The 24,224-nt window shown below is 60.6% G+C and carries 21 protein-coding genes and 1 pseudogene; 5 read left to right on the top strand and 17 right to left on the bottom strand.

The genetic code is table 11. The annotated features are described in order from the left end of the window. Positions 1 to 196: 196 nt before the first annotated feature. Positions 197 to 2,251 (bottom strand): LysM peptidoglycan-binding domain-containing protein, encoded by a 2,055-nt coding sequence (locus BSK43_RS24410; protein WP_077469993.1) that lies wholly within the window; start codon positions 2,249 to 2,251, stop codon positions 197 to 199. 155 nt (positions 2,252 to 2,406) lie between these two features. Here BSK43_RS24410 and BSK43_RS24405 point away from each other — a divergent pair, with 155 nt between their 5' ends. Next, positions 2,407 to 3,030, top strand: a complete 624-nt coding sequence (locus BSK43_RS24405) for a TIGR00730 family Rossman fold protein (protein WP_077470141.1) — start codon at positions 2,407 to 2,409, stop codon at positions 3,028 to 3,030. A gap of 476 nt (positions 3,031 to 3,506) precedes the next feature. Here BSK43_RS24405 and rarD read toward each other — a convergent pair whose 3' ends face one another. The 12 genes and pseudogenes from rarD to radA form a co-directional block, all read right to left on the bottom strand. Continuing rightward, positions 3,507 to 4,418, bottom strand: coding sequence for an EamA family transporter RarD (rarD, locus tag BSK43_RS24400; RefSeq protein WP_077469994.1), 912 nt, complete (start codon positions 4,416 to 4,418; stop codon positions 3,507 to 3,509). A 108-nt stretch (positions 4,419 to 4,526) separates the two neighbouring features. After that, complete coding sequence (cimA, locus tag BSK43_RS24395; RefSeq protein ID WP_077469995.1) at positions 4,527 to 6,143, bottom strand: citramalate synthase; 1,617 nt, start codon at positions 6,141 to 6,143, stop codon at positions 4,527 to 4,529. A gap of 91 nt (positions 6,144 to 6,234) precedes the next feature. Continuing rightward, positions 6,235 to 7,193, bottom strand: a pseudogene (gene pip, locus BSK43_RS24390) (prolyl aminopeptidase). Then, a complete protein-coding gene (locus tag BSK43_RS24385; protein ID WP_077469997.1) occupies positions 7,190 to 7,666 on the bottom strand; it encodes a GFA family protein in 477 nt (158 codons plus the stop codon). The pseudogene pip and the gene BSK43_RS24385 overlap by 4 nt, the downstream one beginning before the upstream one ends. Continuing rightward, positions 7,659 to 8,150 (bottom strand): GFA family protein, encoded by a 492-nt coding sequence (locus BSK43_RS24380; RefSeq protein ID WP_077469998.1) that lies wholly within the window; start codon positions 8,148 to 8,150, stop codon positions 7,659 to 7,661. The genes BSK43_RS24385 and BSK43_RS24380 overlap by 8 nt, the downstream gene beginning before the upstream one ends. After that, positions 8,147 to 8,629, bottom strand: coding sequence for a GFA family protein (locus tag BSK43_RS24375; RefSeq protein WP_077469999.1), 483 nt, complete (start codon positions 8,627 to 8,629; stop codon positions 8,147 to 8,149). Before BSK43_RS24375 ends, BSK43_RS24380 begins: the two co-directional genes overlap by 4 nt. After that, on the bottom strand, positions 8,626 to 8,994 hold the full coding sequence (locus tag BSK43_RS24370; protein WP_077470000.1) for a DUF559 domain-containing protein: 369 nt from the start codon (positions 8,992 to 8,994) through the stop codon (positions 8,626 to 8,628). The genes BSK43_RS24375 and BSK43_RS24370 overlap by 4 nt, the downstream gene beginning before the upstream one ends. A 202-nt stretch (positions 8,995 to 9,196) precedes the next feature. Continuing rightward, on the bottom strand, positions 9,197 to 10,588 hold the full coding sequence (cysS, locus tag BSK43_RS24365; protein ID WP_077470001.1) for a cysteine--tRNA ligase: 1,392 nt from the start codon (positions 10,586 to 10,588) through the stop codon (positions 9,197 to 9,199). 225 nt (positions 10,589 to 10,813) lie between these two features. Further along, the gene (locus tag BSK43_RS24360) at positions 10,814 to 11,554 is read right to left on the bottom strand and encodes an SDR family NAD(P)-dependent oxidoreductase (protein WP_077470002.1); all 741 of its coding nucleotides are present in this window, start codon (positions 11,552 to 11,554) and stop codon (positions 10,814 to 10,816) included. Between the two features lie 69 nt (positions 11,555 to 11,623). After that, the gene (gene purF, locus BSK43_RS24355) at positions 11,624 to 13,108 is read right to left on the bottom strand and encodes an amidophosphoribosyltransferase (protein WP_077470003.1); all 1,485 of its coding nucleotides are present in this window, start codon (positions 13,106 to 13,108) and stop codon (positions 11,624 to 11,626) included. Positions 13,109 to 13,270: 162 nt separating this feature from the next. After that, positions 13,271 to 13,894, bottom strand: coding sequence for a CvpA family protein (locus BSK43_RS24350; RefSeq protein ID WP_068385638.1), 624 nt, complete (start codon positions 13,892 to 13,894; stop codon positions 13,271 to 13,273). 91 nt (positions 13,895 to 13,985) lie between these two features. Continuing rightward, positions 13,986 to 15,389, bottom strand: coding sequence for a DNA repair protein RadA (gene radA, locus BSK43_RS24345; protein ID WP_068385642.1), 1,404 nt, complete (start codon positions 15,387 to 15,389; stop codon positions 13,986 to 13,988). Between the two features lie 155 nt (positions 15,390 to 15,544). On the opposite strand from radA, the gene BSK43_RS24340 reads away from it, so the two are divergent. Continuing rightward, entirely contained in the window at positions 15,545 to 16,180 is a 636-nt protein-coding gene (locus BSK43_RS24340) for a LysE family translocator (protein WP_077470004.1), read from the top strand. A gap of 54 nt (positions 16,181 to 16,234) precedes the next feature. Here BSK43_RS24340 and alr read toward each other — a convergent pair whose 3' ends face one another. Together alr and BSK43_RS24330 are read right to left on the bottom strand one after the other, a co-directional pair. Next, positions 16,235 to 17,398: an alanine racemase gene (alr, locus tag BSK43_RS24335; RefSeq protein WP_077470005.1), complete on the bottom strand. Its 1,164-nt coding sequence runs from the start codon at positions 17,396 to 17,398 to the stop codon at positions 16,235 to 16,237. Positions 17,399 to 17,511: 113 nt separating this feature from the next. Continuing rightward, entirely contained in the window at positions 17,512 to 19,008 is a 1,497-nt protein-coding gene (locus BSK43_RS24330) for a replicative DNA helicase (RefSeq protein ID WP_068385650.1), read from the bottom strand. A 346-nt stretch (positions 19,009 to 19,354) separates the two neighbouring features. Here BSK43_RS24330 and BSK43_RS24325 point away from each other — a divergent pair, with 346 nt between their 5' ends. From BSK43_RS24325 to BSK43_RS24315, 3 genes are read left to right on the top strand one after another with little or no spacing between them, the layout of a single operon-like run. Beyond that, positions 19,355 to 19,798, top strand: a complete 444-nt coding sequence (locus tag BSK43_RS24325; protein ID WP_077470006.1) for a MarR family transcriptional regulator — start codon at positions 19,355 to 19,357, stop codon at positions 19,796 to 19,798. A gap of 8 nt (positions 19,799 to 19,806) precedes the next feature. After that, a complete protein-coding gene (locus BSK43_RS24320; protein ID WP_077470007.1) occupies positions 19,807 to 21,453 on the top strand; it encodes an MFS transporter in 1,647 nt (548 codons plus the stop codon). A gap of 17 nt (positions 21,454 to 21,470) precedes the next feature. Then, a complete protein-coding gene (locus BSK43_RS24315; RefSeq protein WP_077470008.1) occupies positions 21,471 to 22,538 on the top strand; it encodes an HlyD family secretion protein in 1,068 nt (355 codons plus the stop codon). Between the two features lie 85 nt (positions 22,539 to 22,623). On the opposite strand, the gene rplI is transcribed toward BSK43_RS24315, so the two are convergent. Both rplI and BSK43_RS24305 read right to left on the bottom strand, forming a co-directional pair. Continuing rightward, positions 22,624 to 23,205, bottom strand: a complete 582-nt coding sequence (rplI, locus tag BSK43_RS24310; RefSeq protein ID WP_068385655.1) for a 50S ribosomal protein L9 — start codon at positions 23,203 to 23,205, stop codon at positions 22,624 to 22,626. A 19-nt stretch (positions 23,206 to 23,224) separates the two neighbouring features. Next, complete coding sequence (locus BSK43_RS24305) at positions 23,225 to 24,205, bottom strand: DUF2232 domain-containing protein (protein WP_077470142.1); 981 nt, start codon at positions 24,203 to 24,205, stop codon at positions 23,225 to 23,227. Between the last annotated feature and the right edge of the window lie 19 nt (positions 24,206 to 24,224).

Genomic DNA, 24,224 nt, shown 5'->3' with positions numbered 1-24,224 from the left:
AATAATTGAGGCAGCCGGACAGTGACGATGTGGTGTCGGTCCGGCTGGAAAGGCCTGACACACAAAGGCATGGCCGCTGCGTGAAGGCGATGGGGATCGCGCGACGCTTATACTATTTTTATGACGCATAAAAGCATTGGCCGGGCGTTGGTGGCGCCCGGCCAATGAATGTCGTTATCGAGTGACGGCGATCCGCCTAGAGATGTTCGCCCGAAAGCCGCTTGCGGTGAAGCTCTTCGGCATTGGGCAGTGCATCCTTCGGCAGGCCGAACACCTGTCCCGGCAGGATACGGTCCGGATTGTTGATCTTGTCCTCGTTGGCCAGATAGATCGTCGTGTAGCGCACGCCGGCGCCATAGATGCGACGCGAAATCTGCCACAGCGTATCGCCGCGACGGATGATGACCGCACTGGTGTCCTGCGAAAGTGGTGCCTGCTCCAGCGTCTTCGGGCCGTTCTCGCTGGACGAGACCTCCGCATTCGGCTGTGCTGGCGCTGTCTGCGCGGGAGCGGTGATGGCGGCGATCATCCGCTCGAGATTGGGCAGCGCATCGCCGACCGACTTCGGGTCCTTCGGAAGAGCCTGCAATACGCCAAGCGCCTTGAGGGCGGCGGCCGATGCATCGGAAGCAATCTTTTTCAGGCTGGCGCTGGCGCTGATCGACGGCCGGAATTCCGAAAGCGATTTCAGCGCGATCTCGGTGCCGGAGCGGGCGGCGGCAAGCTGTTCCGCATTCGGCTGCTTGCCATCGGTGAACAGACCCTTCAGCAGCGCGAAAGCCTTGCCGGCGCCTTCCTTCAGCTTGGCGAGTTCGCCCTCATCGAGCGGCACCATGTTCGCCGCCGTCGATTGCGACTGGGCGCCGGTCGCAGCCGGCGTCTGTGCGGCAACGGTTACCTGATTGCCTTCCGGGCGGGTGAAGTTGACGCTGGTGCGCACCACGACCTTGCCTGCCTCGTCAAGCACGTCGACACGGATCTTGTGGTCGCCAACCGCAAGCGGCATCGCGCCATCGACGACGAAATGGCCGTCTGCGCCGGCAGCAATTTCGCCGATCAGTTTGTCGTCGGCATACGCGCGCACCTTGGCGTTCGGCTTCGTGGTGCCGGCAACGAAGATATGGTCGTTTTCGATTTCGACCGCATTGACCATGACTTCGGGCTCAGCGTCGGTCTTTGCCGGCGGCGGGGTCGTCGTGCCGGCAGCAGGGTTGGCCGATGCGACGGCCGTGCCATCCTGCTGTGGCTTGGCGTCGGGGGTCGTTGCGGTGTTGCTCTGGGTATTGGCTGCCGGTGCATTCTGCTCCGCGGTGTTCACGCGACCCTGCTTGGCCGAGGGCGCCGTGATGATGCGGCTGGCGGTGCCGGGCTTCGAGACCATGGCGAGAAGCTGTGTGGAATCGTCCTTCGGCACGGAAACGGTTGCGACTTCCTGGGAATTCACGGCCTTGCCGTCCTTGCCCGTGGCACGCAGCACCAGTTCGTGGTCGCCGGGTGGCAGGGGATTGTCGAGTACGGCGGCAAAATCGCCACTGGGCCCGACATTGGTCGTGGTGACGACCTTTTCGCCATCGACAATCTCAAGCTTGGCGTTCGGCTCGGCCGAACCGGCGATGACGGTGGAACCGTCCGGCTCCACGCGCAGCACGTCGAAGGACGGGACTGGAGACTTTGCGGCGGCCTCGGTCTGTGGTGCCGGCTGGCCGGTCAGAGCCGCCAATGCCCTGTCGATCGCGGCGCTGGCTTCAACGGCGTTATCCGGAAGCGACTGGATGATGGCGACTGCCTTGCCCGCGCCATCCTGGGCCTTTTTGATGAGGCCGGTCGTTGTCGCGTCGATGCCTTCAGGAAGCGCAAAGCCGACGATCGATTGAAGCGCCGTGATCGTCTTCGTCTTCGCGGCTGCGACAATATCCTGGCTTGGCGCGGCGCCATCCTTGAACAACCCCTTGAGGTCGACGAGCGATGTCGCCGCAGCGCCGGTCAGATCGGTCAGCTTCTTGGCAAGATCGGCCGTGTTGACGGCGTTGGACACAGCATTCTGTGTTGCCTGGGCCGTCGTCTTCGCGGTCTCGCCAGCCTTCTGCGCATTTTCGTCGATGGTGTTCTTCACCGTGTTGCTGGCTTGATTGACGACATCGCCGATTGGGTTCTTGTTGCCGTTGATGCGCGGCATTACGAAAAAGACCATAAGGATGGTCGCAATTATCAGCACCAACAGAGCCAGCCAACCGGCACGGTTCTTCATCATCATTCATCTCCACGCGGCGCAGTCGTCGCAACTCCTGAAATTGCTAGCGATTTCGCCTGCTTTTACAAGCTTTCTCAGCCATTTTCGCATGCCCGGGCACAAGTTTTCCGTCGAAAAATCTTGACTGAGCATTCGCAGCATTGTTGTTTGCATCCATGACCGACGATTCCACGCCAATTCGATCCATCTGCGTCTATTGCGGCTCCAGGCCGGGGCGTGATTCTTGCTACATGACCGCAGGCCGGGAGCTGGGCAAAAGCATAGCCGAGAATGGTTTGCGCCTGGTCTATGGCGGTGGAACCAAGGGCATCATGGGCGCTGTCGCAAGCGGCGTGCTCTCGCATGGCGGTCAGGTCACCGGCATCATTCCGGAATTTCTTGTCGACATGGAAGCGACGCGCCATTCGCTCGGTCAACTGGATGAGCTGATCATAACCTCGGACATGCATGAGCGCAAACATGGCATGTTCGAACGGTCGGATGCCTTCGTGGCACTGCCGGGCGGTATCGGCACGCTGGAGGAGATCGTCGAGATCATGACGTGGGGTCAGCTCGGCCGTCACGAAAAGCCGATGATCTTTGCCAATATCAACGGTTTCTGGGATCCGATGATGGAGCTCATCCGCCACATGACGGAAGAAGGCTTCATTCACACTCCCCATCGCGTACAGCCACTGCTGATCGACAAGGTGGCCGACATCATTCCGGCCATCCGCAAGCACGCCGCCGAAACGCGCGGCGACCGCAGCGGCGAAGAGGCAGTTATTTCCAAGCTGTAATTTTGGATAGACCTGACCGCTTGTTGGGTTGTGGCAATAAGGTATTATGCGGCTCAGTCTCGATTGGATATGGGCGATAGAATATGTGGCCGGCTTTCAGGGCGTTATTATCGGGCGTTAAACCATTTAACGTCGTTGGCGGCGATGTCATCCTTGCGACTAGATCGGAAAGCGGAACATCCAGATCTTCGTCTTTCGAGTGGCGTGTCAAGGAACTACTCGACAAATCCGATGTTCTGATAGGCGTCAAGATGCAGCCTGATAGCTACGCTGGGCTTGAGGGTGACGTCAAAAACTATATCAACTTCGATATTGAGACGGCCATTAGGCTTCGCGATAGCTTGAACGAGTGCATCGAATTCGCGCAGCGCTACAGTGAAACAGGTAGCAAAGCCCCTTACGCTTCAACTCCGACCGCTAGCTAAACTGCCTGGTGTGCGGTTGATGCGTGTGCGGCTCAGCCGTCAAGTTAAGCTTTAACGCTCTCTGCTCTGACGGAGCATCGACCAGCTGTAAAGCACAAGCCCGGCCCAGATCAGCGAGAAGGCGATCATCTGCGTCGTGCCGAAGGGTTCCTTGAACAGGAAGACGGCGATCAGGAAGACCATTGTGGGTACGATGTACTGCATGATGCCGATGGTCGACATTCTCAGAAGCTTCGCGCCGTTGGCAAAGATCATCAGCGGCAGCGCCGTCACCAGCCCGCATCCGAGTAGAAGCGCGGTGTCCGAGAGGCCGGTCTGATAGAAATGGCCTTCGCCGCGCGCTTCCAAGTAAAGAATGTAGAGCGTTGCGGGGATGCAGAGCAGCAGCACCTCGATGAAGAAACCCTGATTGGCCCCAACGGGCAAAGTCTTGCGGAAAAACGCGTAGAAGCCCCAGGAGAAGGTGAGCGACAGTGCGACCCAGGGGAGCGTGCCGGCTTTTACGGTCAGGATGATCACGGCCACGGCTGCAAGGCAGATCGCGACGATCTGCGTGGGCGCCAGCTTTTCCTTGAGCAGGATGGCGCCGAGCGCGATGCTGAAGAGCGGATTGATGAAATAACCGAGGGCTGCATCAAGCGAATGGCCGGCGCCGATCGCCCAGACATAGGTTCCCCAGTTGATGGTCACCAGAGTTGCTGTCAGCGAGGCCATGGCAACCGTGCGCGGGTTGCGCAGCGCCACCTTCACGTCCCCCATGCGGCCGAGTGCCAGCAAGACGGCGCCGGCAACCGGAACCGACCAGAAGATGCGATGGGCGATCACCTCGAAAGCCGGGATATGCGCAAGGGCCTTCATGTAGAGCGGTAGAATGCCCCAGAAGAGGTAGGCCGTCATCGCGAAGCCGAAGCCGCGGATAGCGTCGTTGTTCTTGATTTCCGGCTTGACCGCATCGGTGGTCATGATTTTTCCCGTCATTCCTTGTTATTTGAGACGGGATTACTCCAATGCGTAACGCATGGCTAATTCATTTCCTTGACGGCATCGTCAAGCTTTTTGATAGACAGCGGATCACTCCGCCGCAATCCTGCCTGCCATGTGCCGGTTCTTCATCAGCTTGTAGATGACGGAATCCATCAGCGCCTGGAACGAGGCGTCGATGATGTTTTCCGAAACGCCGACCGTCCACCAGCGCACGCCGTCGCTGTCGGTGGATTCGATGAGCACGCGGGTGATGGCTTCCGTGCCGCCATTGAGGATACGCACTTTGAAGTCGGCCAGTTCCAGATCGTCGATCTCGTGCTGGTATTTGCCGAAATTCTTGCGTAGCGCCAGGTCGAGCGCATTGACAGGGCCGTCGCCTTCGGCGACCGACATAATGGTTTCGCCGTCGATGATGATCTTGACCACCGCTTCGGAGACGATTTTCACCCGGCCGTGGGAATCGAAACGGCGCTCGACCATGACACGGAAGCCGTCGATCGCGAAGAACTCGGGGATGGTGCCAAGCGTGCGGCGCGCCAGCAGCTCGAAGCTGGCATCCGCGCCTTCATAGGCATAGCCGGTGGCTTCCCGTTCCTTGACGATCTGGATCAGCTGGTCGAGCTTCGGATCGTCCTTGCCGACCTCGATGCCGCGCCGCTTCAGCGCATTGATAAAGTTCGACTTACCGCCTTGGTCGGACACCATGACCTTGCGGAAATTACCGACGGTCTCAGGCGGAATATGCTCGTAGGTGCGCGGGTCTTTGAGCAAAGCGGAGGCATGGATGCCGGCCTTGGTCGCAAAGGCGGAGGCGCCGACATAGGGAGCCTGATGGTCTGGCGAGCGGTTCAGCAGCTCGTCAAAGGCATGCGAAAGGCCGGTCAAGCCCAGCAGCCGCTCGCCATCGATCGTCGTTTCGAAGCGTTCGCTATAGGCTCGTTTCAGCGCCAGCGTCGGGATCAACGTTACCAGATTGGCATTGCCGCAGCGCTCGCCGATGCCGTTCAGCGTGCCCTGGATCTGCCGCACACCGGCCTCGACGGCGGCCAGCGAATTGGCTACAGCTTGCCCTGTGTCGTTGTGCGCATGGATGCCAAGACAGTGCCCGGGGACGCCGCAGGCAATGACGGCCTCGACGATGGCGCGGATCTCCGGCGGCTGCGTGCCTCCATTGGTATCGCAAAGCACCACCCAACGGGCGCCGGCATCATAAGCCGTCTTGGCACAGGCAAGCGCATAGGTCGGATTGGCCTTGTAGCCGTCGAAGAAATGCTCGCAGTCGACAAGGGCTTCCTTGCCGGCGCCGATGGCGGCCTTGACGCTCTCGGCGATGCTTTCGAGGTTTTCCTCGTTGGTGCAGCCGAGCGCGACCTTGACATGATAGTCCCAGCTCTTCGCCACGAAACAGATCGCATCGGCTTTCGCCTGCAAGAGGCTCGCAAGGCCAGGATCGTTGGAGGCCGAAATACCGGCGCGTTTGGTCATGCCGAAGGCGACGAAGGCAGCCGATTTCGTCCGCTTCTCCTCGAAAAAGGCCGTATCGGTTGGGTTGGCGCCGGGATAACCGCCCTCGACATAATCCAGACCGAACTCGTCCAGCATGGTCGCAATGGCAATCTTGTCCTCGACGGAAAAGTCGATGCCGGGCGTCTGCTGGCCATCGCGGAGCGTCGTGTCGAAGAGATAGATTTTTTCGCGTGTCATACTTTTTCCTCCGGCGAACCGGTTTGTTCTTGCTCAGTCGCTCCCTCTCCCTGCTGGCGGGGAGAGGGCTGGGGTGAGAGGCCTTGCGAGGTCAGGCCTTCCCGGCAAACCTATCTGTCTCCCGGATCAGTTGATCGAGAATGCCCGGCTCCGAAGCGGCATGGCCCGCACCCTCGATCAGATGAAATTCCGCCCTCGGCCAAGCCTTGTGCAGCGCCCAGGCATATTTTGCCGGGCAGGGCATGTCGTAACGGCCATGGACGATGACGCCGGGAATGTCCTTGAGCTTATGCGCATCGCGCAGAAGCTGGCCTTCTTCGAGCCAGCCGGCATTGACGAAGAAATGGTTCTCGATGCGGGCGAAGGCATGCGCGTATTCCGCATCCTCGAACTGGCTGCTGACGGATGGTTCGGGCAGTAGGGTGATTGTCTCGCCTTCCCAGATCGACCATGCCTTGGCCGCCTCCAGGCGAGCGGCCTTGTCCGGATGCGTCAGCAGGCGATGGTAGGCGCCATCATCTCATGGCGCTCGTCGGCCGGGATCGGCGCGACAAAACGCTCCCACTTGTCGGGAAACATCTCGGAAACGCCGAACTGATAATACCAGTCGAGTTCAGCCCGCGTCAGCGTGTAGATGCCGCGCACGACCAGTTCCGAAACCCGCTCCGGGTGCGTTTCGGAATAGGCGAGCGCCAGCGTCGAGCCCCAGGAGCCGCCGAAGACGAGCCATTTTTCCACACCGGCCATCTCTCGCAGCCGCTCGATATCGGCGACCAGATTCCAGGTCGTGTTGGCCTCCAGCCCGGCATGCGGCGTCGAGCGCCCGCAGCCGCGCTGATCGAACAGGGTCACGTCATAAAGCGCCGGATCGAACTGACGGCGATGGTTCGCCGAGCTGCCGCCGCCCGGACCACCATGCAGGAACACGGCCGGCTTGGCGCCGGGCGTTCCCACGCGTTCCCAGTAGATCACATGTCCATCGCCGACATCGAGATGGCCGGAAGCATAGGGTTCGATTTCCGGATAGAGCGTCCGCAGGATTTCCGTCATATTTTCAGTCCCTGGGCAGGCCAGACGTCGGTATCGTGATCGGGATGCTGGAAGGAGATGATCCGCTCCTGCTGAGCATAGAAATCAGGATCCTGATGCACCGGCTTTTCGAAGATGGTCTCGACCCAGGGGAGGCGCGAGGCATGGTTCACCTGGATCTGCGGGGCTAGATCGTCACGCTCATCGAAAGCGCCGATGGCGATTTCCAGGCCACCGGGATGGCGATAGGTCATCGGCGTGCCGCAATCCTTGCAGAAGCCGCGCTCGATATTGATCGAAGACTGGAAATAGGTCGGTTCGCCCCGCGTCCATTCCAGACTGTCGCCCGGTGCCGTGACGAGGGCGGAGAAGAAGCTGCCGAACTGCTTCTGGCACATGCGGCAATGGCAGATCGACGGGCGGCCGAGCTCGCCGCGAATGCGAAACCGCACCGCGCCGCATTGGCATCCCCCGCTTCTGGTGACTTCAGTCATGGCGCTTCTCCTGTGGCCAGGTTGAGGTATCGTGATCAAGATGTTGATGGTTGGACAGGCGGATCGACACGGCGCGATCGGTGCCATCTTCATCCGGTTCCATCGGCAGCTCATCCAGCGCCTGAAACCACGGCATCTTTGTCCTGCGGTTCGATTGCGCTACGGGCTGGACAGCCATCGGCTCATCGAGCGACCCAAGCGTCACATTGATGAAATCCGTGCCGGGAATATCGTAGAACAGCGGCGTGCCGCAGGTGCCGCAAAAACCGCGGCGCACGAGATCCGACGAATGAAACCACGAGGGCTCGCCGCGCGTCATCTCAAAGTCGGCGCGCTTGGCGCTCCCCAGCGGCAGGGCATAATTGCCCGATGCTTTCTGGCACATGCGACAATGGCAGAGATGCGGATAGCCGGGCGCGCCGGCGGCACGATATCGGACCGCACCGCATTGGCATCCCCCGCTATATCCTTCCGCCATCGTCATTTCCCGGTCTCCGCAGGCCACTTTGCCGTATCGTGATCCGGATGTTGATACGAGACAAGCTCGAGCACGAAAGGCGCCTGCTCGGCATCGTCTTCTGTCCGGTGGCCGGGCAGCAAATGTAGCCGGTTGACAAAATCGATCTTGGCTTCCGTGCCATATTGCACGACAGGCGGCAGTTGCGATGGATCGTCGAAGGCGCCCGCCGCCACGGCCACACCATCCGGCGCCTCATAGGTCAGCGGCGTGCCGCAATCCCCGCAGAAGCCACGCTCGACGTGGCTGGAGGACTGGAATGTCTTCCGCTCCCCGCGTGTCCAGACAAGCTCGGCGCCGCGCGTCGAAACCAGCGGCGCGTAATAGGCACCGAAGGCCTTCTGGCACATGCGACAATGACAGATCGACGCATCCTTCAACACACCCCGCACCCGGAAGCGAACCGCGCCGCATTGGCAGCCGCCGGTGTAGATAAGAACAGTCATGCTCTATCCTTTCCGAGAACGATGAGGATATGAGTGCAGACATTGTCGATATCCTTCAGGACATCGTCGTTCCAGAAGCGCAGAACAGTCCAGCCGTCCGCTTGAAGGCGAAGGGTGCGGACCCGGTCATAGGTCTGATCGCGATCATTGGCGTGTTGGGAACCGTCGACTTCGACAATCAGCTTCTCGGTCGGGCAGGCAAAATCAACGATATAGCCGGCAATTGGCAATTGCCGGCGGAAGCTGAGACCCATGAGGCGATGGGCGCGCAATTCATTCCAGAGACGCAGTTCCGCATCCGTCATGACCTTGCGCATGCGGCGGGCGTTGCTGCGGATTTTTGGCGGGACTGGAGTATGCGGCAAGACGCCCCCCTCTGTCACTTTCGTGACATCTCCCCCACAAGGGGGGGAGATTGTTAACCCCTGGCACTCGCTCGGCCCAAGTGGAGATAGAACCTGCGGAGGCCAAGCCCAATGATTGTATGAGGACATGCGGCAAGCTCCCCCCAATCTCCCCCCTTGTGGGGGAGATGTCACGAAAGTGACAGAGGGGGGTAATATGCACTCACCGCTTGACCTCCCAAGTCGTGGTGCGCTCGCCCGTCGCCGGATCCTTGCCGTCCTTCAGCTGGATGCCTTCAGCCAAAAGCGCATCGCGGAGCTTATCGGCTTCGGCAAAGTTCTTCGCCTTCAGCAGATCCAGACGCTGGCGCACTTTGGCATCGATATCGGAAGCGACCGCTGCATCGACTTCCGCTTTCTTCGGCAGCAGACCGAGCAGGCTGGCGCTTGCCGCGAAGACGGGCAGGAGGCTGGCGTCGGCATTGGCGGCCTGTGCCAGCGCATGCAGCGCCTGCACCGCCGTGACGGTGTTGAGGTCGTCGGCGAGTGCGGCGACAACAGTTGCATCCGGCGCGGCACTGCTGGCATCCGCTGCCGGCCATTTGGCGAGCAGCCGTTCGGCCTCCTCCAGGCGCTTGACGGAGAAGTCGATCGGCTCGCGGTAATGCGTCATCAGCATGGCGAGCCTCAGCACTGCGCCGGGCCAGGTCCGGCCGCCGAGCTTTTCCGTCTGCAGCAGCTCATGGATGGTGACGAAGTTGCCTTCCGATTTCGACATCTTGCGGCCTTCGAGCTGCACGAAGCCGTTATGCATCCAGACGTTCGCCATCGTGTGCGTGCCGTGCGCGCAACGCGACTGGGCGATTTCGTTTTCATGATGCGGGAAGATCAGGTCGAGCCCGCCGCCATGAATATCGAAGACATCGCCGAGATAGCGCCCGCTCATGGCCGAGCACTCAATATGCCAGCCCGGACGGCCACGACCCCAGGGGCTTTCCCAGCCGGGTTCGTTCGCATCGGAGAGCTTCCACAGCACAAAGTCGCCGGGGCTCTTCTTGTGCTCATCGACCGCGATGCGGGCGCCGGCCTGCTGCTCGTCGAGATTGCGCTTCGAAAGCTGGCCGTAATCGGCCATCGACTTCGTATCGAACAGCACTTCGCCACCAGCCCGATAGGCATGACCCTTGGCGATCAGCTTCTCGATGATCACAATCATCTCAGCGATACTATCGGTCGCCCGCGGCTGCACCGTCGGCTCAAGGCAGCCGAGCGCCGCGGTATCCTCGCGGTACTGCCGTTCGGTCTTTTCCGTCACCAGCCGGATCGCCTCGTTTAGCGGCAGGCCGGGATGGTCGCGCAGCGCACGCGCGTTGATCTTGTCGTCGAGATCGGTGATGTTGCGGACATAGGTGACGTGGTTCTCGCCATAGACCTGCCGCAGCAGCCGGAACAGCACATCGAAGACGATGGCCGGACGGGCATTGCCGATATGGGCGAAGTCATAGACCGTCGGGCCGCAGACATACATGCGGACATTGTTGCGATCGATCGGCTGGAAATCGACCTTTTCGCGCGTCAGCGTGTTGTAGAATTTCAGTTGCGGCTCGGCGCCCATTTCACTCTCCCAAAGGCATAGATCCGAAAAAAATCGTCACCGGCCGGCCGGAACGTTTGTCATCTTGGATTTTGGGAGACGAAAACGGCCAGACCAGCGAAACGCTAGCGAATAATTTTCCGGCAGATAATGCAGATAACCGTTTTCATGGCAGGCTTTATCGCGCGCCGGATGAATTTGGTCAAGTGGGCAGCAAGCCTCTCCCGTACGGGGAAAGGCTGTTTTTTATTCCGGCATCCGGTAGTCGACGAGCTTGTTCTCGCGCACGACGAAGAGCTTGCCGGTTTCGGTGACATCGGCGCCCGCGAGCGGCAGGATTGCCTTGGCGACCTCGCGGGGATGCGGCAGCGTATCGGGATCTTCGCCTGGCATGGCCTGGGCGCGCATGGCGGTGCGGGTTGCGCCCGGATCGACGCTGGTGATGCGCAGCGGCGTGCTCTGTGTTTCTCCGGCCCAGGTGCGCGCCAGTGCCTCGACGGCGGCCTTGGAGGCGGAATAGGCGCCCCAGAAGGGCCGGCAGCGGTGGGCTGCGGCCGATGACAGGATCACGGCGCGTCCGGCATCGGAGCGCATCAGCAGCGGCTCGACGGAGCGGATCAGCCGCCAGGTGGCGGTGACGTTGACGGTCATTACCTTCTCGAACACTTTCGCCTCGATATGGCCGATCGGCGAGATGACGCCGAGCACGCCGGCATTGGCGACGAGGATATCGAGCTTGCCCCAGCGTTCGAAGATCGAGCCGCCGAGCGCGTCGATGGCGTTCATGTCGGCGAGGTCGAAAGGCACGAGCGTCGCAGAGCCGCCAGCCGCCTTGATGGCATCATCAAGCTCTTCAAGTCCCCCGACCGTGCGGGCGCAGGCGATCACATGCGCTCCGGCCTTGGCGAGTTCCAGAGCCGTGAAATAGCCAATACCGCGCGACGCGCCGGTAACGAGGGCGATCTTGTCCTTGAGGTTGACGCTCATGCTGTCTTGATCCGAATGCTATGGGAAGGAAAGGGGCGAGAAGCGCCCCTTGTCAGCCGTTACCGAAGGTCAGCCGTTGCTGGCAAGCATGGAGAGCTTGCGCACGTTGCTGGTGCTTTCCCGGTCGAGCAGGCGAGTCGGATAGTCACCGGTGAAATAGTGATCGGTGAACTGCGGCTGTGCGTTGTCACGCGGTTCGCCACCGACGGCCCGGTAGAGCCCATCGATCGACAGGAATTCCAGCGAATCGGCACCGATGAAATCGCACATGGCCTTCAGGCTGCCATACTGGTTAGCAAGCAGCTTTTCGGCGTCCGGCGTGTCGATGCCGTAGAAGTCCGGATAGAAGATCATCGGGCTGGCGACGCGGATATGCACTTCGCGGGCGCCGGCTTCGCGGATCATCTGCACGATCTTCACCGAGGTCGTGCCGCGCACGATGGAATCATCCACGAGGATGACGCGCTTGCCTTCGATGATGGCACGATTGGCGGAATGCTTCAGCTTGACGCCGAAAGCACGGATCTGCTGCGTCGGCTCGATGAAGGTACGGCCGACGTAGTGGTTGCGGATGATGCCGAGCTCGAAGGGGATGCCGCTTTCCTGCGCGTAGCCGATGGCAGCCGGCGTGCCACCATCCGGCACGGGCACGACGACATCGGCCTCGACAGGGGATTCCTTGGCAAGATTGATGCCCATGTTGCGGCGAGCGACATAGACGTTGCGGCCGCCGACGACGGAATCGGGACGGGCGAAATAGACATATTCGAAGAGGCAGAGCCGCTCGGGCTTGGCGACCTCAGGCTTACGGGCATCGATGGTGATCGAACCGTCGGGCTGGATCTCGCAGATGATGACTTCGCCATTTTCAACGTCGCGGACATATTTTGCGCCGATGATATCGAGAGCGCAGGTTTCCGAGCAGAAGATCGGTTTGCCGTCGAGCTCGCCCATAACAAGCGGCCGGATGCCGATCGGATCGCGGGCGGCAATCAGCTTGGTGCGCGTCATGGCCAGCATCGAGTAGCCGCCTTCCATCTGCCTGATAGCATCGATGAAGCGGTCGGAAGAAGAGGCCTGCTTGGAGCGGGCAATGAGATGGAGAACGACTTCGGTGTCGGATGTCGACTGACAGATGGCGCCGTCAGCGATCAACTGCCGGCGCATGGTGAGGCCGTTGGTGAAATTGCCGTTGTGAGCGATGGCGATGCCGCCGACTTCCAGCTCGGCGAACAGCGGCTGCACGTTGCGAAGGATGGTTTCGCCCGTCGTCGAGTAACGCACATGGCCCATGGAGCGGTCGCCGGGCAGGCGGGCAAGCGTGGCAGGATCGGTATAGTGATCGCCGACGAGACCCATCCGTCGTTCCGAATGAAAGCGCTGGCCGTCGAAGGAGACGATGCCGGCTGCTTCCTGGCCGCGATGCTGCAGGGCGTGCAGGCCAAGCGCCGTCAGCGTTGCCGCGTCCGGATGCCCCAGGATGCCGAAGACGCCGCATTCCTCGTGCAGCGTGTCGCCGTCGATATCATTCTCGATGGAGAGGGAATGGTTCATGGCTGCTGGCCTTTGCTCTCAACGTGGGCGGATCGGGCGGCGTCACGACTGATACTACAATAGCTGAAAATCCGGCCGGAAAACATATCGGGCCGGATTTTCTGATTTCTTGCCGCTCACATGGCGATTATCGCGCTGCGGGTCAAGCCTGTAAACGTATTGTCAATTGTTTGTCTGCGGTGCGGGCGCATCGTCGGGGGGCGCGGTATCGTTCGTCGTACCGTTGTCTCCACCTTGCTGAGGCTGCGTCTGCTGTTGCTGATTGGGCGCGATCTTGTTGATGATCTCGGGCGGCAGCATCGCCTGAACGTTATCAGGAAGCGCCGATTTCAGCTTTTCGACCATCGAATCGAGGAATGGCTTCGACTTGGCATTGTTGACCCAGTCCGGACGGGCGGCAGGTGCGACGAGCCAGTTCCAGAAGGCCACCACGACGACCATCAGGAGCAGGCCGCGAGCCGCGCCGAACAGAAAGCCCAGCGTCCGGTCGAGCGCGCCGATGCGGCTGTCGATAATAAAGTCCGCGATCCGGATGGTGATGAAGGAGATGATGATCAGCGCCAGCAGGAAGATGACACCGGCCGAGGCGATCGTGGCGATCTTGGTGTCGGCCTTGTATTGCAGCGCATAGGGAAGAAGCAGGGGATAGAGATAGTAAGCGGCGACGGCCGAGCCGCCCCAGCTGACAATCGAAAGAATTTCGCGGGAAAACCCGCGGACCATGGCCAGAACGGCGGAGAATAGAAGAACGCCGATAACAATACCGTCGAAAATCGTAATGGGCATGTATAATCCACTTCAAGACTTGCCACGCCATGTGGCGGGCATCGGCCTCAGTCAAGAGCCTCTTCTACGTCAAGGACGGCTGAAGTAAGGCTCAGTCTTCATCTTCCGCACGCTTGAGCGCGCCCTTCGATCCGGCTATGCGCGCCACCAGATCCGGTAGGCTTTCAACCTCGCTCCAGCGTCCGCCGTTGACCTTTGGCAGGTCGGCGGAAGCGGCAGGCAGAACGGCCGCGGAAAATCCCAGCTTCTCAGCTTCCTTGAGACGCTGGCCAGTGTGCGCAACCGGCCGGACGGCGCCCGACAGGCTGACTTCGCCGAAATAGACGCAATCGGAGGGAAGGGCAAGACCGGCCAGAGAGGAAACCAGTGCAGAGGCCACGGCAAGGTCGGCAGCCGGCTCAGAAATGCGGTAGCCGCCGGCGACATTGAGGTAGACATCGTGCTGGCCGAGGCGAACGCCGCAATGTGCCTCGAGCACTGCGAGAATCATCGATAGCCGCGCCGAATCCCAGCCGATCACGGCTCGCCGGGGCGTACCGAGTGAAGTTGCCGCGACCAATGCCTGCACTTCGACCAGCAGCGGTCTGGTACCTTCCATGCCGGCGAAAACGGCGGCACCCGGTGATTTGGAATTACGCTCGCCGAGGAAAAGTTCTGACGGATTGGCAACGTCGCGTAGCCCTTTGTCGGACATTTCGAAGACGCCGATCTCATCGGTCGGGCCGAAACGATTCTTGACGGTACGCAGGATGCGGTAGTGATGGCCGCGATCACCCTCGAAATAGAGGACGGCATCGACCATGTGCTCGACCACGCGCGGACCGGCGATCTGGCCATCCTTGGTGACGTGGCCCACCAGCACCATCGCGGCGCCGGTCTGCTTGGCAAAGCGGATCATCGCCTGAACGCCGGTTCGCACCTGCGTGACGGTGCCGGGAGCGGACTCGGCAAGTTCGCTCCACAGCGTCTGAATGGAATCGATAATGACGAGATCGGGCCTCTTGCCCTCGGCCAGCGTCGCCAGGATGTCCTCGACGTTGGTTTCCGCCGCCAGCATGACGTCGGTATCGGCCGCCTGCAGCCGTTGAGCCCGCAGTCGAACCTGTGCCACGGCTTCTTCGCCCGAGACGTAGACGACCTTGTGGCCCTTGCGGGCAAGCGCCGCCGCTGCCTGCATCAGCAAGGTCGATTTGCCGATACCGGGATCGCCACCGACGAGAACAGCTGAGCCGCGGACGAAACCGCCGCCCGTGGCGCGGTCGAGTTCGGAGATGCCGGTGTAGATACGAGGCGCTTCCTCGATCTCGCCCGAAAGCGAGGTCAGCGTCACGGGCCGGCCCTTGCGCGGCGTCTTTGCCGGACCGCCGCCGATCCCGCCCATGGGATCTTCCTCGACGATGGTGTTCCAGGCACCGCAGCTATCGCACTTGCCGGCCCAGCGATTATGGATCGTGCCGCAGTTCTGGCAGATGAATTGTGTACGGGCCTTGGCCATCGGATGCTGTTCTCAAAATTCTATTGCTCCGCTCTTCGAAGCGAATCGCGATCGGCTGTCAGATAATGTCTTTCGCGGCCTATCAAAACTAATGATTTCCGTATCAACGGTGATCGTGGCAGCTTTTATGCCAGCCTTTTTATGGATGATGACCGATGTTCGACTATTCGCTTGCCCACTGGATCGCCTTTCTGACCGCCGCAACGCTGCTCAATCTGTCGCCGGGGCCGGATATCGCCTTCATTCTCGGTCACACGATCAGAAGCGGCATGCGTTCGGGTTTCGCGGCGCTGTTCGGCATATGGAGCGGTGCCTGCCTGCACGTGTTGATGGCCGCTGCCGGGCTGTCGGCGATCCTGGCGGCTTCCGCGATTGCCTTCTCGGCAGTCAAATGGATCGGTGCCGCCTATCTGATCTGGCTCGGCATCCAGGCGTTGCGTTCGAAAGGTGAGGGTGCCTGGATCAAGGAGGCCGGCAAGACCTTGTCCTCGGGCCGCATCTACCGGCAGGGCATTCTGGTCTCGCTGCTCAATCCGAAGGTTGCGATCTTCTTTCTCGCCTTCCTGCCGCAGTTCGTCGTCGAAGGCGCCGGCCCGGTCTGGGCGCAACTCCTGCTGCATGGCAGCCTGATCATCGTCGTGGCCGCCTTCATCGAGCCGCCACTTATCCTTCTCGGCGGCCGTCTGAGCGAGGCACTGCGTCGCAATCGCAGTCTCGGGCTGTGGCTCGATCGTGGGTTGGGAACGCTGTTTGTCGCTCTCGGCGTGCGCCTGGCGATCAGCGCGCGCTGAAGGCATCTCCGGGAAAAGTGCGGAGCGGTTTCCGTCCGGAATGCGGAAAACGGGCTATTCCTCCGTCTCTTCCGAGATATACCGCCGCTCGTGCCGCAACCCCATGCTGGTCAGCATCTCATAGCCGATGGTGCCTGCGGCTCTGGCCGCATCGTCCAGCAGGACATTGTTGCCGAAAAGCTCGATATAGTCGCCGGCGCGGACCAGGTTTTCCGGAAGGTCGGTCACGTCGAAGATGGTGAGATCCATGGTGATGCGGCCGGCAACCGGGACCTTGTGCCCGGCGATATAGCCGTGACCACCGGCTATGCCCGTCTGGCGCAATGGTACGCCGGCGCTCGACTGGCTGCGCATATAGCCATCGGCGTAGCCGGCCGAAACGATCGCCAGCCGGCTCTCGCGCGTCAGCTGCAGCGCGCGGCCGTAGCCCACCGTTTCTCCCGCTTTCACGGAGCGGGTCTGGATGATCCGGGCTTCGGCCGTCGCCACCGGGCGCATCGGATTGGCTATGCCGGGCACTGCCTCGCCGCCATAGGTGGCGATGCCAGGCCGGGTCAGATCGAAATGATATTCCGGCCCGAGGAAGATGCCGGCCGAATTGGCGAGGCTCGCCTCAATCCCCTCGAAGGCCGCGCTGACCTTGCGGAAGGCCTCCAGCTGCTGCCGGTTCATCGCATTCGAAGGATCGTCGCCGCAGGCAAGGTGGCTCATGACAAGTACCGGCGCAAAGCTCGCGGGACGGGACACGTCATCGGCAAGCGCCAGCGCGTCTTCCATCGGCAGGCCCAACCGATTGAAGCCGGTGTCGACCTGCAGCGCGCAAGGATAGTCGCCATAGTCTGATAGAACCGACATCCAGAAGGTCAGTTGCCCCTCGGAGGCGATGACGGGGACGAGGTCGTTTTCGAAGAATGTCCGCTCCATGCCCGGCCAGATGCCGCAAAGCACGAAGATACGTGCCTCCGGCGCATAGAGCCGCAACGACGCGCCTTCGTCGGCGGTGGCGACGAAGAAATCCCGGGCGCCGGCCGCATAAAGGGTTTCACCGACATCTTCGATGCCGAGCCCATAGGCATCCGCCTTGACGACGGCGGCGGTGCGGGCTCTGCCTGAACGGTGAGCCAGGTCACGCCAGTTTTCAACGAGTGCACCGAGATCCACCGTCAGCCGCAGGCCGGCGGCAGCGAAAGCGTCATTGTCGTCGAAACTATCTGTCATGTGACCGCCTGAACAAAGAAATGGCCGGAGATGATTTGGCTCCGGCCAGGATAGTGATCATCGATGAAAAGAAAAAGTGCTGCGACGCACATATGCGCCGCCAAACAGCTTTATCAATGCTCTTCATACTGAATGAATGAGGAATCGGCGAGGTCGGCAAAACGGGTGAATTCCGACTGGAACGCGAGCCTCACAGTGCCGGTGGGTCCGTGGCGCTGCTTGGCGATGATCACGTCGGCAGTTCCCTTAACACGCTCGAACTGGGCTTCCCATTCCGCATATTTCGGATCGTTGATATCGCGCGGCTCGGCATTTTTGACGTAATATTCCTCGCGGAACACGAAGAGCACCACGTCGGCGTCCTGCTCGATCGAGCCGGATTCGCGAAGATCGGAAAGCTGCGGCCGCTTGTCTTCGCGGCTTTCGACAGCACGCGAGAGCTGTGAGAGCGCGACGATCGGAACGTTGAGTTCCTTGCCGAGCGCCTTCAGGCCGGTGGTGATCTGGGTGATTTCCTGGACGCGGTTCTCGTTTGATTTTCCCGAGCCGGTCATCAGCTGAACGTAGTCGACCACGAGCACATCAAGGCCGCGCTGCCGCTTCAGGCGCCGTGCACGCGCCGACAGCTGGGCGATGGAGATACCACCGGTCTGGTCGATATAGAGCGGCACCTTCTGCATCATCATCGAGCATGCCACCAGCTTCTCGAAATCCGCGTCGTTGATATCGCCGCGGCGGATCTTCGAGGAGGAGACTTCCGTCTGCTCGGAAATGATACGGGTGGCGAGCTGTTCCGACGACATTTCCAGCGAGTAGAAGCCGACGACACCGCCATTCTTCGCCTTGGTCGAGCCGTCGGCCTGCACTTCGCCTTCGAAGGAGGCGGCGATGTTGTAGGCGATATTGGTGGCAAGCGAGGTCTTGCCCATGCCGGGACGACCGGCGAGGATGATCAAGTCGGAGCGCTGCAGGCCGCCCATTTTGCTGTCGAGCGAATGAATGCCCGTGGAAATGCCCGAGAGGCCGCCATCGCGCTCCTTGGCGACGGCCGCCATGTCGATCGCCAGCGCCACGGCGTCGTTGAAGGCCTGGAAGCCGCCATCGTAGCGGCCGTTCTCGGCGAGTTCGAACAGGCGCCGCTCGGTATCCTCGATCTGCGTCTGCGGCGGCATGTCCAGCGGTGCGTCATAGGCGATGTTGACCATGTCTTCGCCGATGGTGATCAGCGCGCGGCGCAGCGCCAGATCGTAGATGGCGCGGCCATAGTCCTCGGCATTGATGATCGATACGGCCTCGACCGCGAGGCGCGCCAGATACTGCGCCACCGTCATGTCGCCGACCTTCTCGTCGGCCGGCACGAAGCTCTTGATGGTTACCGGATTGGCGGTCTTGCCCATGCGAATGATGTCGCCGGCGACCTCGAAGATCTTCCGGTGCAGCGGCTCGTACAGGTGGACGGGCTTCAGGAAGTCGGAGACACGATAATAGGCATCGTTGTTGACGAGGATGGCGCCGAGCAGAGCCTGTTCCGCCTCGATATTGTTGGGCGCTTCGCGATAGTGCTGATCGGCGGGAGCAATGGCGGCGAGCTTGCGCGGCGCTTCGTTCATTTTCCATCTCTTCGTACTTTGGAGTATCGAATGGTTTGCGATGAACCGCTGTCATGGTCAACTGCGCAAGTGGGTCGCATTGGTGAATGAGAGCAAATTCGGCGGCGCTATCAACATTGTTCCACTCGTCCACAGGACAAGTTTCCGCCACTTAAAAAATCCCTTGTCGCCACTTTGCAAGGATAGGACCGACACACGAATCACATATGCAAGCCATTCGGGGGCATTTTAGCCGGGTATTTCGCTATTTGCATCAGCTTTCGCGGCTATGATGCTTGAAAAGATAAGAAAATCCGGTTATTGCCTGTAAATAGGGTAGGCTGCTAATAGTATAAAGTTGCAATAAATGTCTGGTGCGCCATCAAGACGAGAGTTGTTCGACGATCTTTCCTCTTTCAACCGTAAGTTGAGAGCTGCATTCGATGCGCTTGTTCGCGAACATGGGATGACCCTCGCGCGGGCACGGGTTTTTCACAAGCTCTCGCGTCGCGACGGGATAAATCAGCGCGAGCTTGCCGACGAGCTGGAGCTTGAGACGCCGACGCTCGTGCGCATCCTGGATGCCATGGAGGCGCAGAGCTTCATCGAGCGCCGAGCCGTGCCCTCAGATCGTCGCGCCAAGCAGATATTCATGACGGAATCCGGAAAAGTCGTTGCTGCCGAGGTCGAGGCACTTGCCACCGGTGTGCGTGCGGATATCTTGGAGGGGATTTCGGACGAGGATATCGGCATGGCGCTCAAAGTTATCCGCGCCATGACTGCCAATCTTCAGAATGTGGGCAAGTCATGAGGTAGTGCATGAGCGGTGAGCCGAGCCTCGTTTCCGAAGCGGAAAGCACCACCGTTCCTCCTGCTCCGCCGCCCATGCCGGGGTGGAAGGTGCCGCTCTACATAGCGGCGTCCGTGATGTTCTTCCTGACGCAGGGCCTGGGGCTCAACCTCGCCTTTGCCAATCTCACCCAGATCCAGGGCACCATTGCCGCAACGACGACGGAATCGGCATGGCTTTCGGCCGCCTACATGGCCCCGAACGTCAGTCTTGCCATCGCGCTGGTCAAGATCCGGCTGCAGTATGGCGTCCGCAATTTCGCCGAGGTCAGCATCCTCGGTTTTGTCGTCGCCTCGCTGCTCAATCTCTTCGTTTCCGACCTGCATTCGGCAATCGTCGTCCGCTTTTTGAGCGGTATCGCCGGTGCGCCGCTTTCGACGCTTGGTTTCCTCTACATGCTGGAAGCCTTCGAGCCGGCCAAGAAGATGACCGTCGGCGTCAGCCTGGCGATGACGAACACGCTGCTAGCTGCCCCCATCACCCGCCTCGTATCGCCTTCGCTGCTCGATTATGGCGAGTGGCGCGGCCTCTATACGCTGGAAATGGCACTGGCGCTGCTGGTCATGCCGATCATCTATCTCCTGCCTCTGACGCCGCCACCGCGCGTTAAGGTCATCGTTCTCGGCGATATCTTCAGCTATTCGCTTGTCGCCATAGGATTCGGCTGTCTGGCGGTCATTCTGTCGGTGGGGCGCCTCTATTGGTGGCTGGAAGTGCCCTGGCTCGGCGTTGTGCTGGCGATCGGCATAGCATCCCTGACGCTTGCCATCGTCGTTGACCTGCGCCGCTCGACGCCGCTCATCGACGTTCGCTGGCTGCTGCGTCCCGAAATCCTGCACCTGACCGCAATCCTGCTGATCTTCCGCCTGATCGCGGCCGAGCAGACCTCGGTCATCATGACCTTCTATCAGAACGCCGTCGGCCTTCTCTATGATCAGCTTTCCATGCTTTATTGGATCATTCTGGCCTTCTCGGTGATCGGTGGGCTCATCTGTACGGTCTTCATGGTGTATGGGTTCAGCTGGCAGATCCAGTTCGTCGCGCTCATCCTGATGGGAGTAGGGGCCCTCATGGACTCACAGGTGACGAACCTCACCCGACCGGAGCAGATGTATCTCAGCCAGGCTATGATGGCGGCCGGCGCGGCACTCTTCCTGCCGCCGTCCATGTCGCAAGGTTTCAAGGCGGCGCTGAGCAAGGGGCCGCCCTATCTCGTGACCTTCTTCGTCGTCTTCACCTTCACGCAGAGTATCGGCGGTCTCATCGGCTCGGCCTTCTACGGCACGTTGATCATCATTCGCGAGAAATTCCATTCCGCCGTCTTGACCGAGCGGGTGCTTTTGACCGATCCGCATGTGGCCGAGCGCGTCAGCCAGCTTTCATCGTCCTATGGCAAGGTCATCGGCGATAGCGCTCTTCTGAAGGGAGAGGGATTGGCACTGCTTGGCGCGCAGGTGAGCCGCGAGGCGAACATGCTCGCCTATGGCGACGCGTTCTTCGTCGCCGCCGTCATCGCCTTCCTATCGCTTGCCGGTCTTTCGCTGCACGTATTGTTTCGCTTCGTCAGAGCTCGGCTTGCTGAAGATCAGCCTCAAGCCGTAGCACCCAACCCATGAGGATATGAAATAGCTCCATGTCGAGGCTCGTTCGCTCCCCAATCGAAGTCATCGCCGTTCTCGCCGGCATCGGCGGCGTCATGCTTGTGCTTTATGCCTGGCATCTGCCGCCGTTCAAGAGTTCCGTCGAGACCACCGACGATGCCTATGTCAAAGGCTACGTCACGACCATCAGCCCGCAGGTCAGCGGCTACATTACCGCTGTGCCAATCAAGGACTACAAGCTCGTCAAGCAGGGCGATGTGCTCGCCCAGATCGACGATCGCATCTATCGGCAGAAGGTGGCGCAGGCGAACGCAACATTGGCTGGTCAGAAGGCCGCTCTTGCCAATTCCCAGCAGCAGGAGCAGGCGGCCAAGGCCGGCATCGTCTCCAGCCAGGCGCAGATCGATAGCGCCAACGCCGCGCTGAAGCGCGCCCAACTGGCTGCTGATCGCGTGACGACGCTGGTCGCCAGGGGCGTATCGACGACAAGCGATTCCGAACAGGCGCAGGCGACGCTGCAGCAGGCACAAGCATCGGTCAATCAGGCCAAGGCCGCCCTCGACGTATCGCAGCAGAACCTGACGACGATCATCGTCAATCGCGCCTCGCTCGAGGCAGGGGTCAGCGGCGCGGAGGCAGCCGTGCAGCTTGCCAACATCGATCTTCAGAACGCAACGATCGTCGCGCCTCAGGACGGCCGCGTCGGGGAGGTCGGTGTGCGCCTCGGCCAATATGTGACGGCCGGAACGCAGCTGATGGGGCTTGTGCCGAAGGACATCTGGGTAATCGCCAATTTCAAGGAAACCCAGCTTGATGGAATGAAACTCGACCAGCCGGTCACCATTTCCGTCGATGCGCTCGGTCACCGGCAGATCAAGGGCCGCATCCAGCGTTTCTCGCCGGCGGCAGGCTCCGAGTTCGCCGTCATCAAGCCGGACAACGCCACCGGAAATTTCACCAAGGTCGCCCAGCGCATCGGCGTCCGCGTGAAGATCGAGGATGGCCAGCCCCTGACCGACGAATTGGCTCCGGGCATGTCCGTGGTCGTTTCGGTCGACAAGGATTCCACGCCGTTGCCGGAGCCCTCCGCCAACGATTGATAGGGCGGGAATCGCGTGTCGGATGACAAACAAAAAGCCCGGATCGTCGATCCGGGCTTTTGCATATCCAGCAATGGGCTGGAAATTATGCGTCGTCGTCTTCAGCGTTGCCGTCGGCTTCCGGATCGAAGAAGTCTTCCGGACGCAGGGCGTCTTCGTCGATGCCGTAGATGGCGTCGGCGGAGGTGAGGGTCTCACCCTTGGACTGACGCTCGGCTTCTTCGGCGGAACGGGCAATGTTGAGTTCGATCGTGATTTCGACTTCGGCGTGAAGGCCGATCGTAACATCGTGCAGGCCAATGGCCTTGATCGGCGTGTTCAGGTGAACCTGGCTACGGCCGATGCTGAAGCCTTCAGCAGCGAGGATTTCAACGACGTCACGGGCAGCGACCGAGCCGTAGAGCTGGCCGGTTTCGCCAGCCGAGCGGACGACGATGAAGGACTTGCCGGCGAGAACGTCGGCGACCTTCTGAGCTTCGCTCTTGCGCTCCAGGTTACGGGCTTCGAGCGTTGCGCGTTCAGATTCGAAACGAGCCTTGTTGGCAGCGTTGGCGCGCAGCGCCTTGCCGAGCGGCAGCAGGTAGTTGCGAGCAAAGCCGTCGCGAACCTTTACGGTTTCGCCCATCTGGCCGAGCTTGGAGATGCGTTCGAGAAGAATGACTTCCATTTTCTTGTTCCTTTCTATGTCAGATTTTCGTGTCTGTTGGTTTGGGTGTATCTGCGTCCTTGTTCGGGGTCAGCGATATCGCCTTGCGGGTATCGTAGAGGCCGAGAACAAGGATGATGAAGAGCGGTAGCGTCAGGAAGAACGAGACCAGATAGAAGAGGACAAGCACGGGTATGCGCCAGTCCTTGCCGCGCGTCCGGTAGTGCAGCGACGCAAAGCCGGAAACGATGAAACCCGCGCCGAAGGCGCCGAGGACGGCGGCTGCGATCAGGCCGATCACGCCGCCGAAGAACATGGCGACGATCGCCACGAGAAAGACGAAGATCGCATTGCGATTCATGCGCAGCGACGAGGGAATATCCTCGCGCGGGCGCAGATTGTGCTTCGAGGCCGTGACGATGCGGATCGCCACATAATAGGCAGCCAGCAGCATCATGACCCAGATCATGCCCCAGACCATGGGAATGGCGTAAAGCATCAGGAACTTGGTCTTGTCGATCGCCGCCGCATCGAGCTGCAGTGCCGGCTGCTGCTGGTTTACGGCCTTGACATAAAGGTCGATCACCTGGCCGACGAGATCGGCATTGTAGCCCATGATCGCGCCAACGATGATGATCATGGCCGCGGCAAGGCCACACAGATGCAGCATGATGTCGGAGAGCGGATACCAGGCCATCAGATGGTCAGGGCCGCCGAGTTCGGAAGCCGGGCGCGCCAGATTGGCAAGATGGCTGAGCCATGCCGGGATCAGTGTCAACAGAACCGTAAAGAGCCCGAAATACAGAGACTGCCAGACGGCGCCGACGAGACCCGCCACCACGACGGCGACAATGACCGCAGCGTTACCCCAGCCAAGACCGACGATCAGGATGGGAAGAGCGGAAAGCGCGCCGAAAAGGATAAAAAGCAAAGGCTGAGTGGTCGCGCCATACACGAGTAAGGCGACGGTCAGACCGGCGAGCACGCCGATGCCAAGCTCTTTTGCGTTCAACTTTTTCACGTCGCTGTCCTGCTTCGTA

The sequence above is a fragment of the Rhizobium sp. P44RR-XXIV genome (assembly GCF_001999485.2).
In the GTDB taxonomy this organism is placed as follows: domain Bacteria; phylum Pseudomonadota; class Alphaproteobacteria; order Rhizobiales; family Rhizobiaceae; genus Rhizobium.
This window is presented reverse-complemented; position numbering and strand designations above follow the sequence as displayed.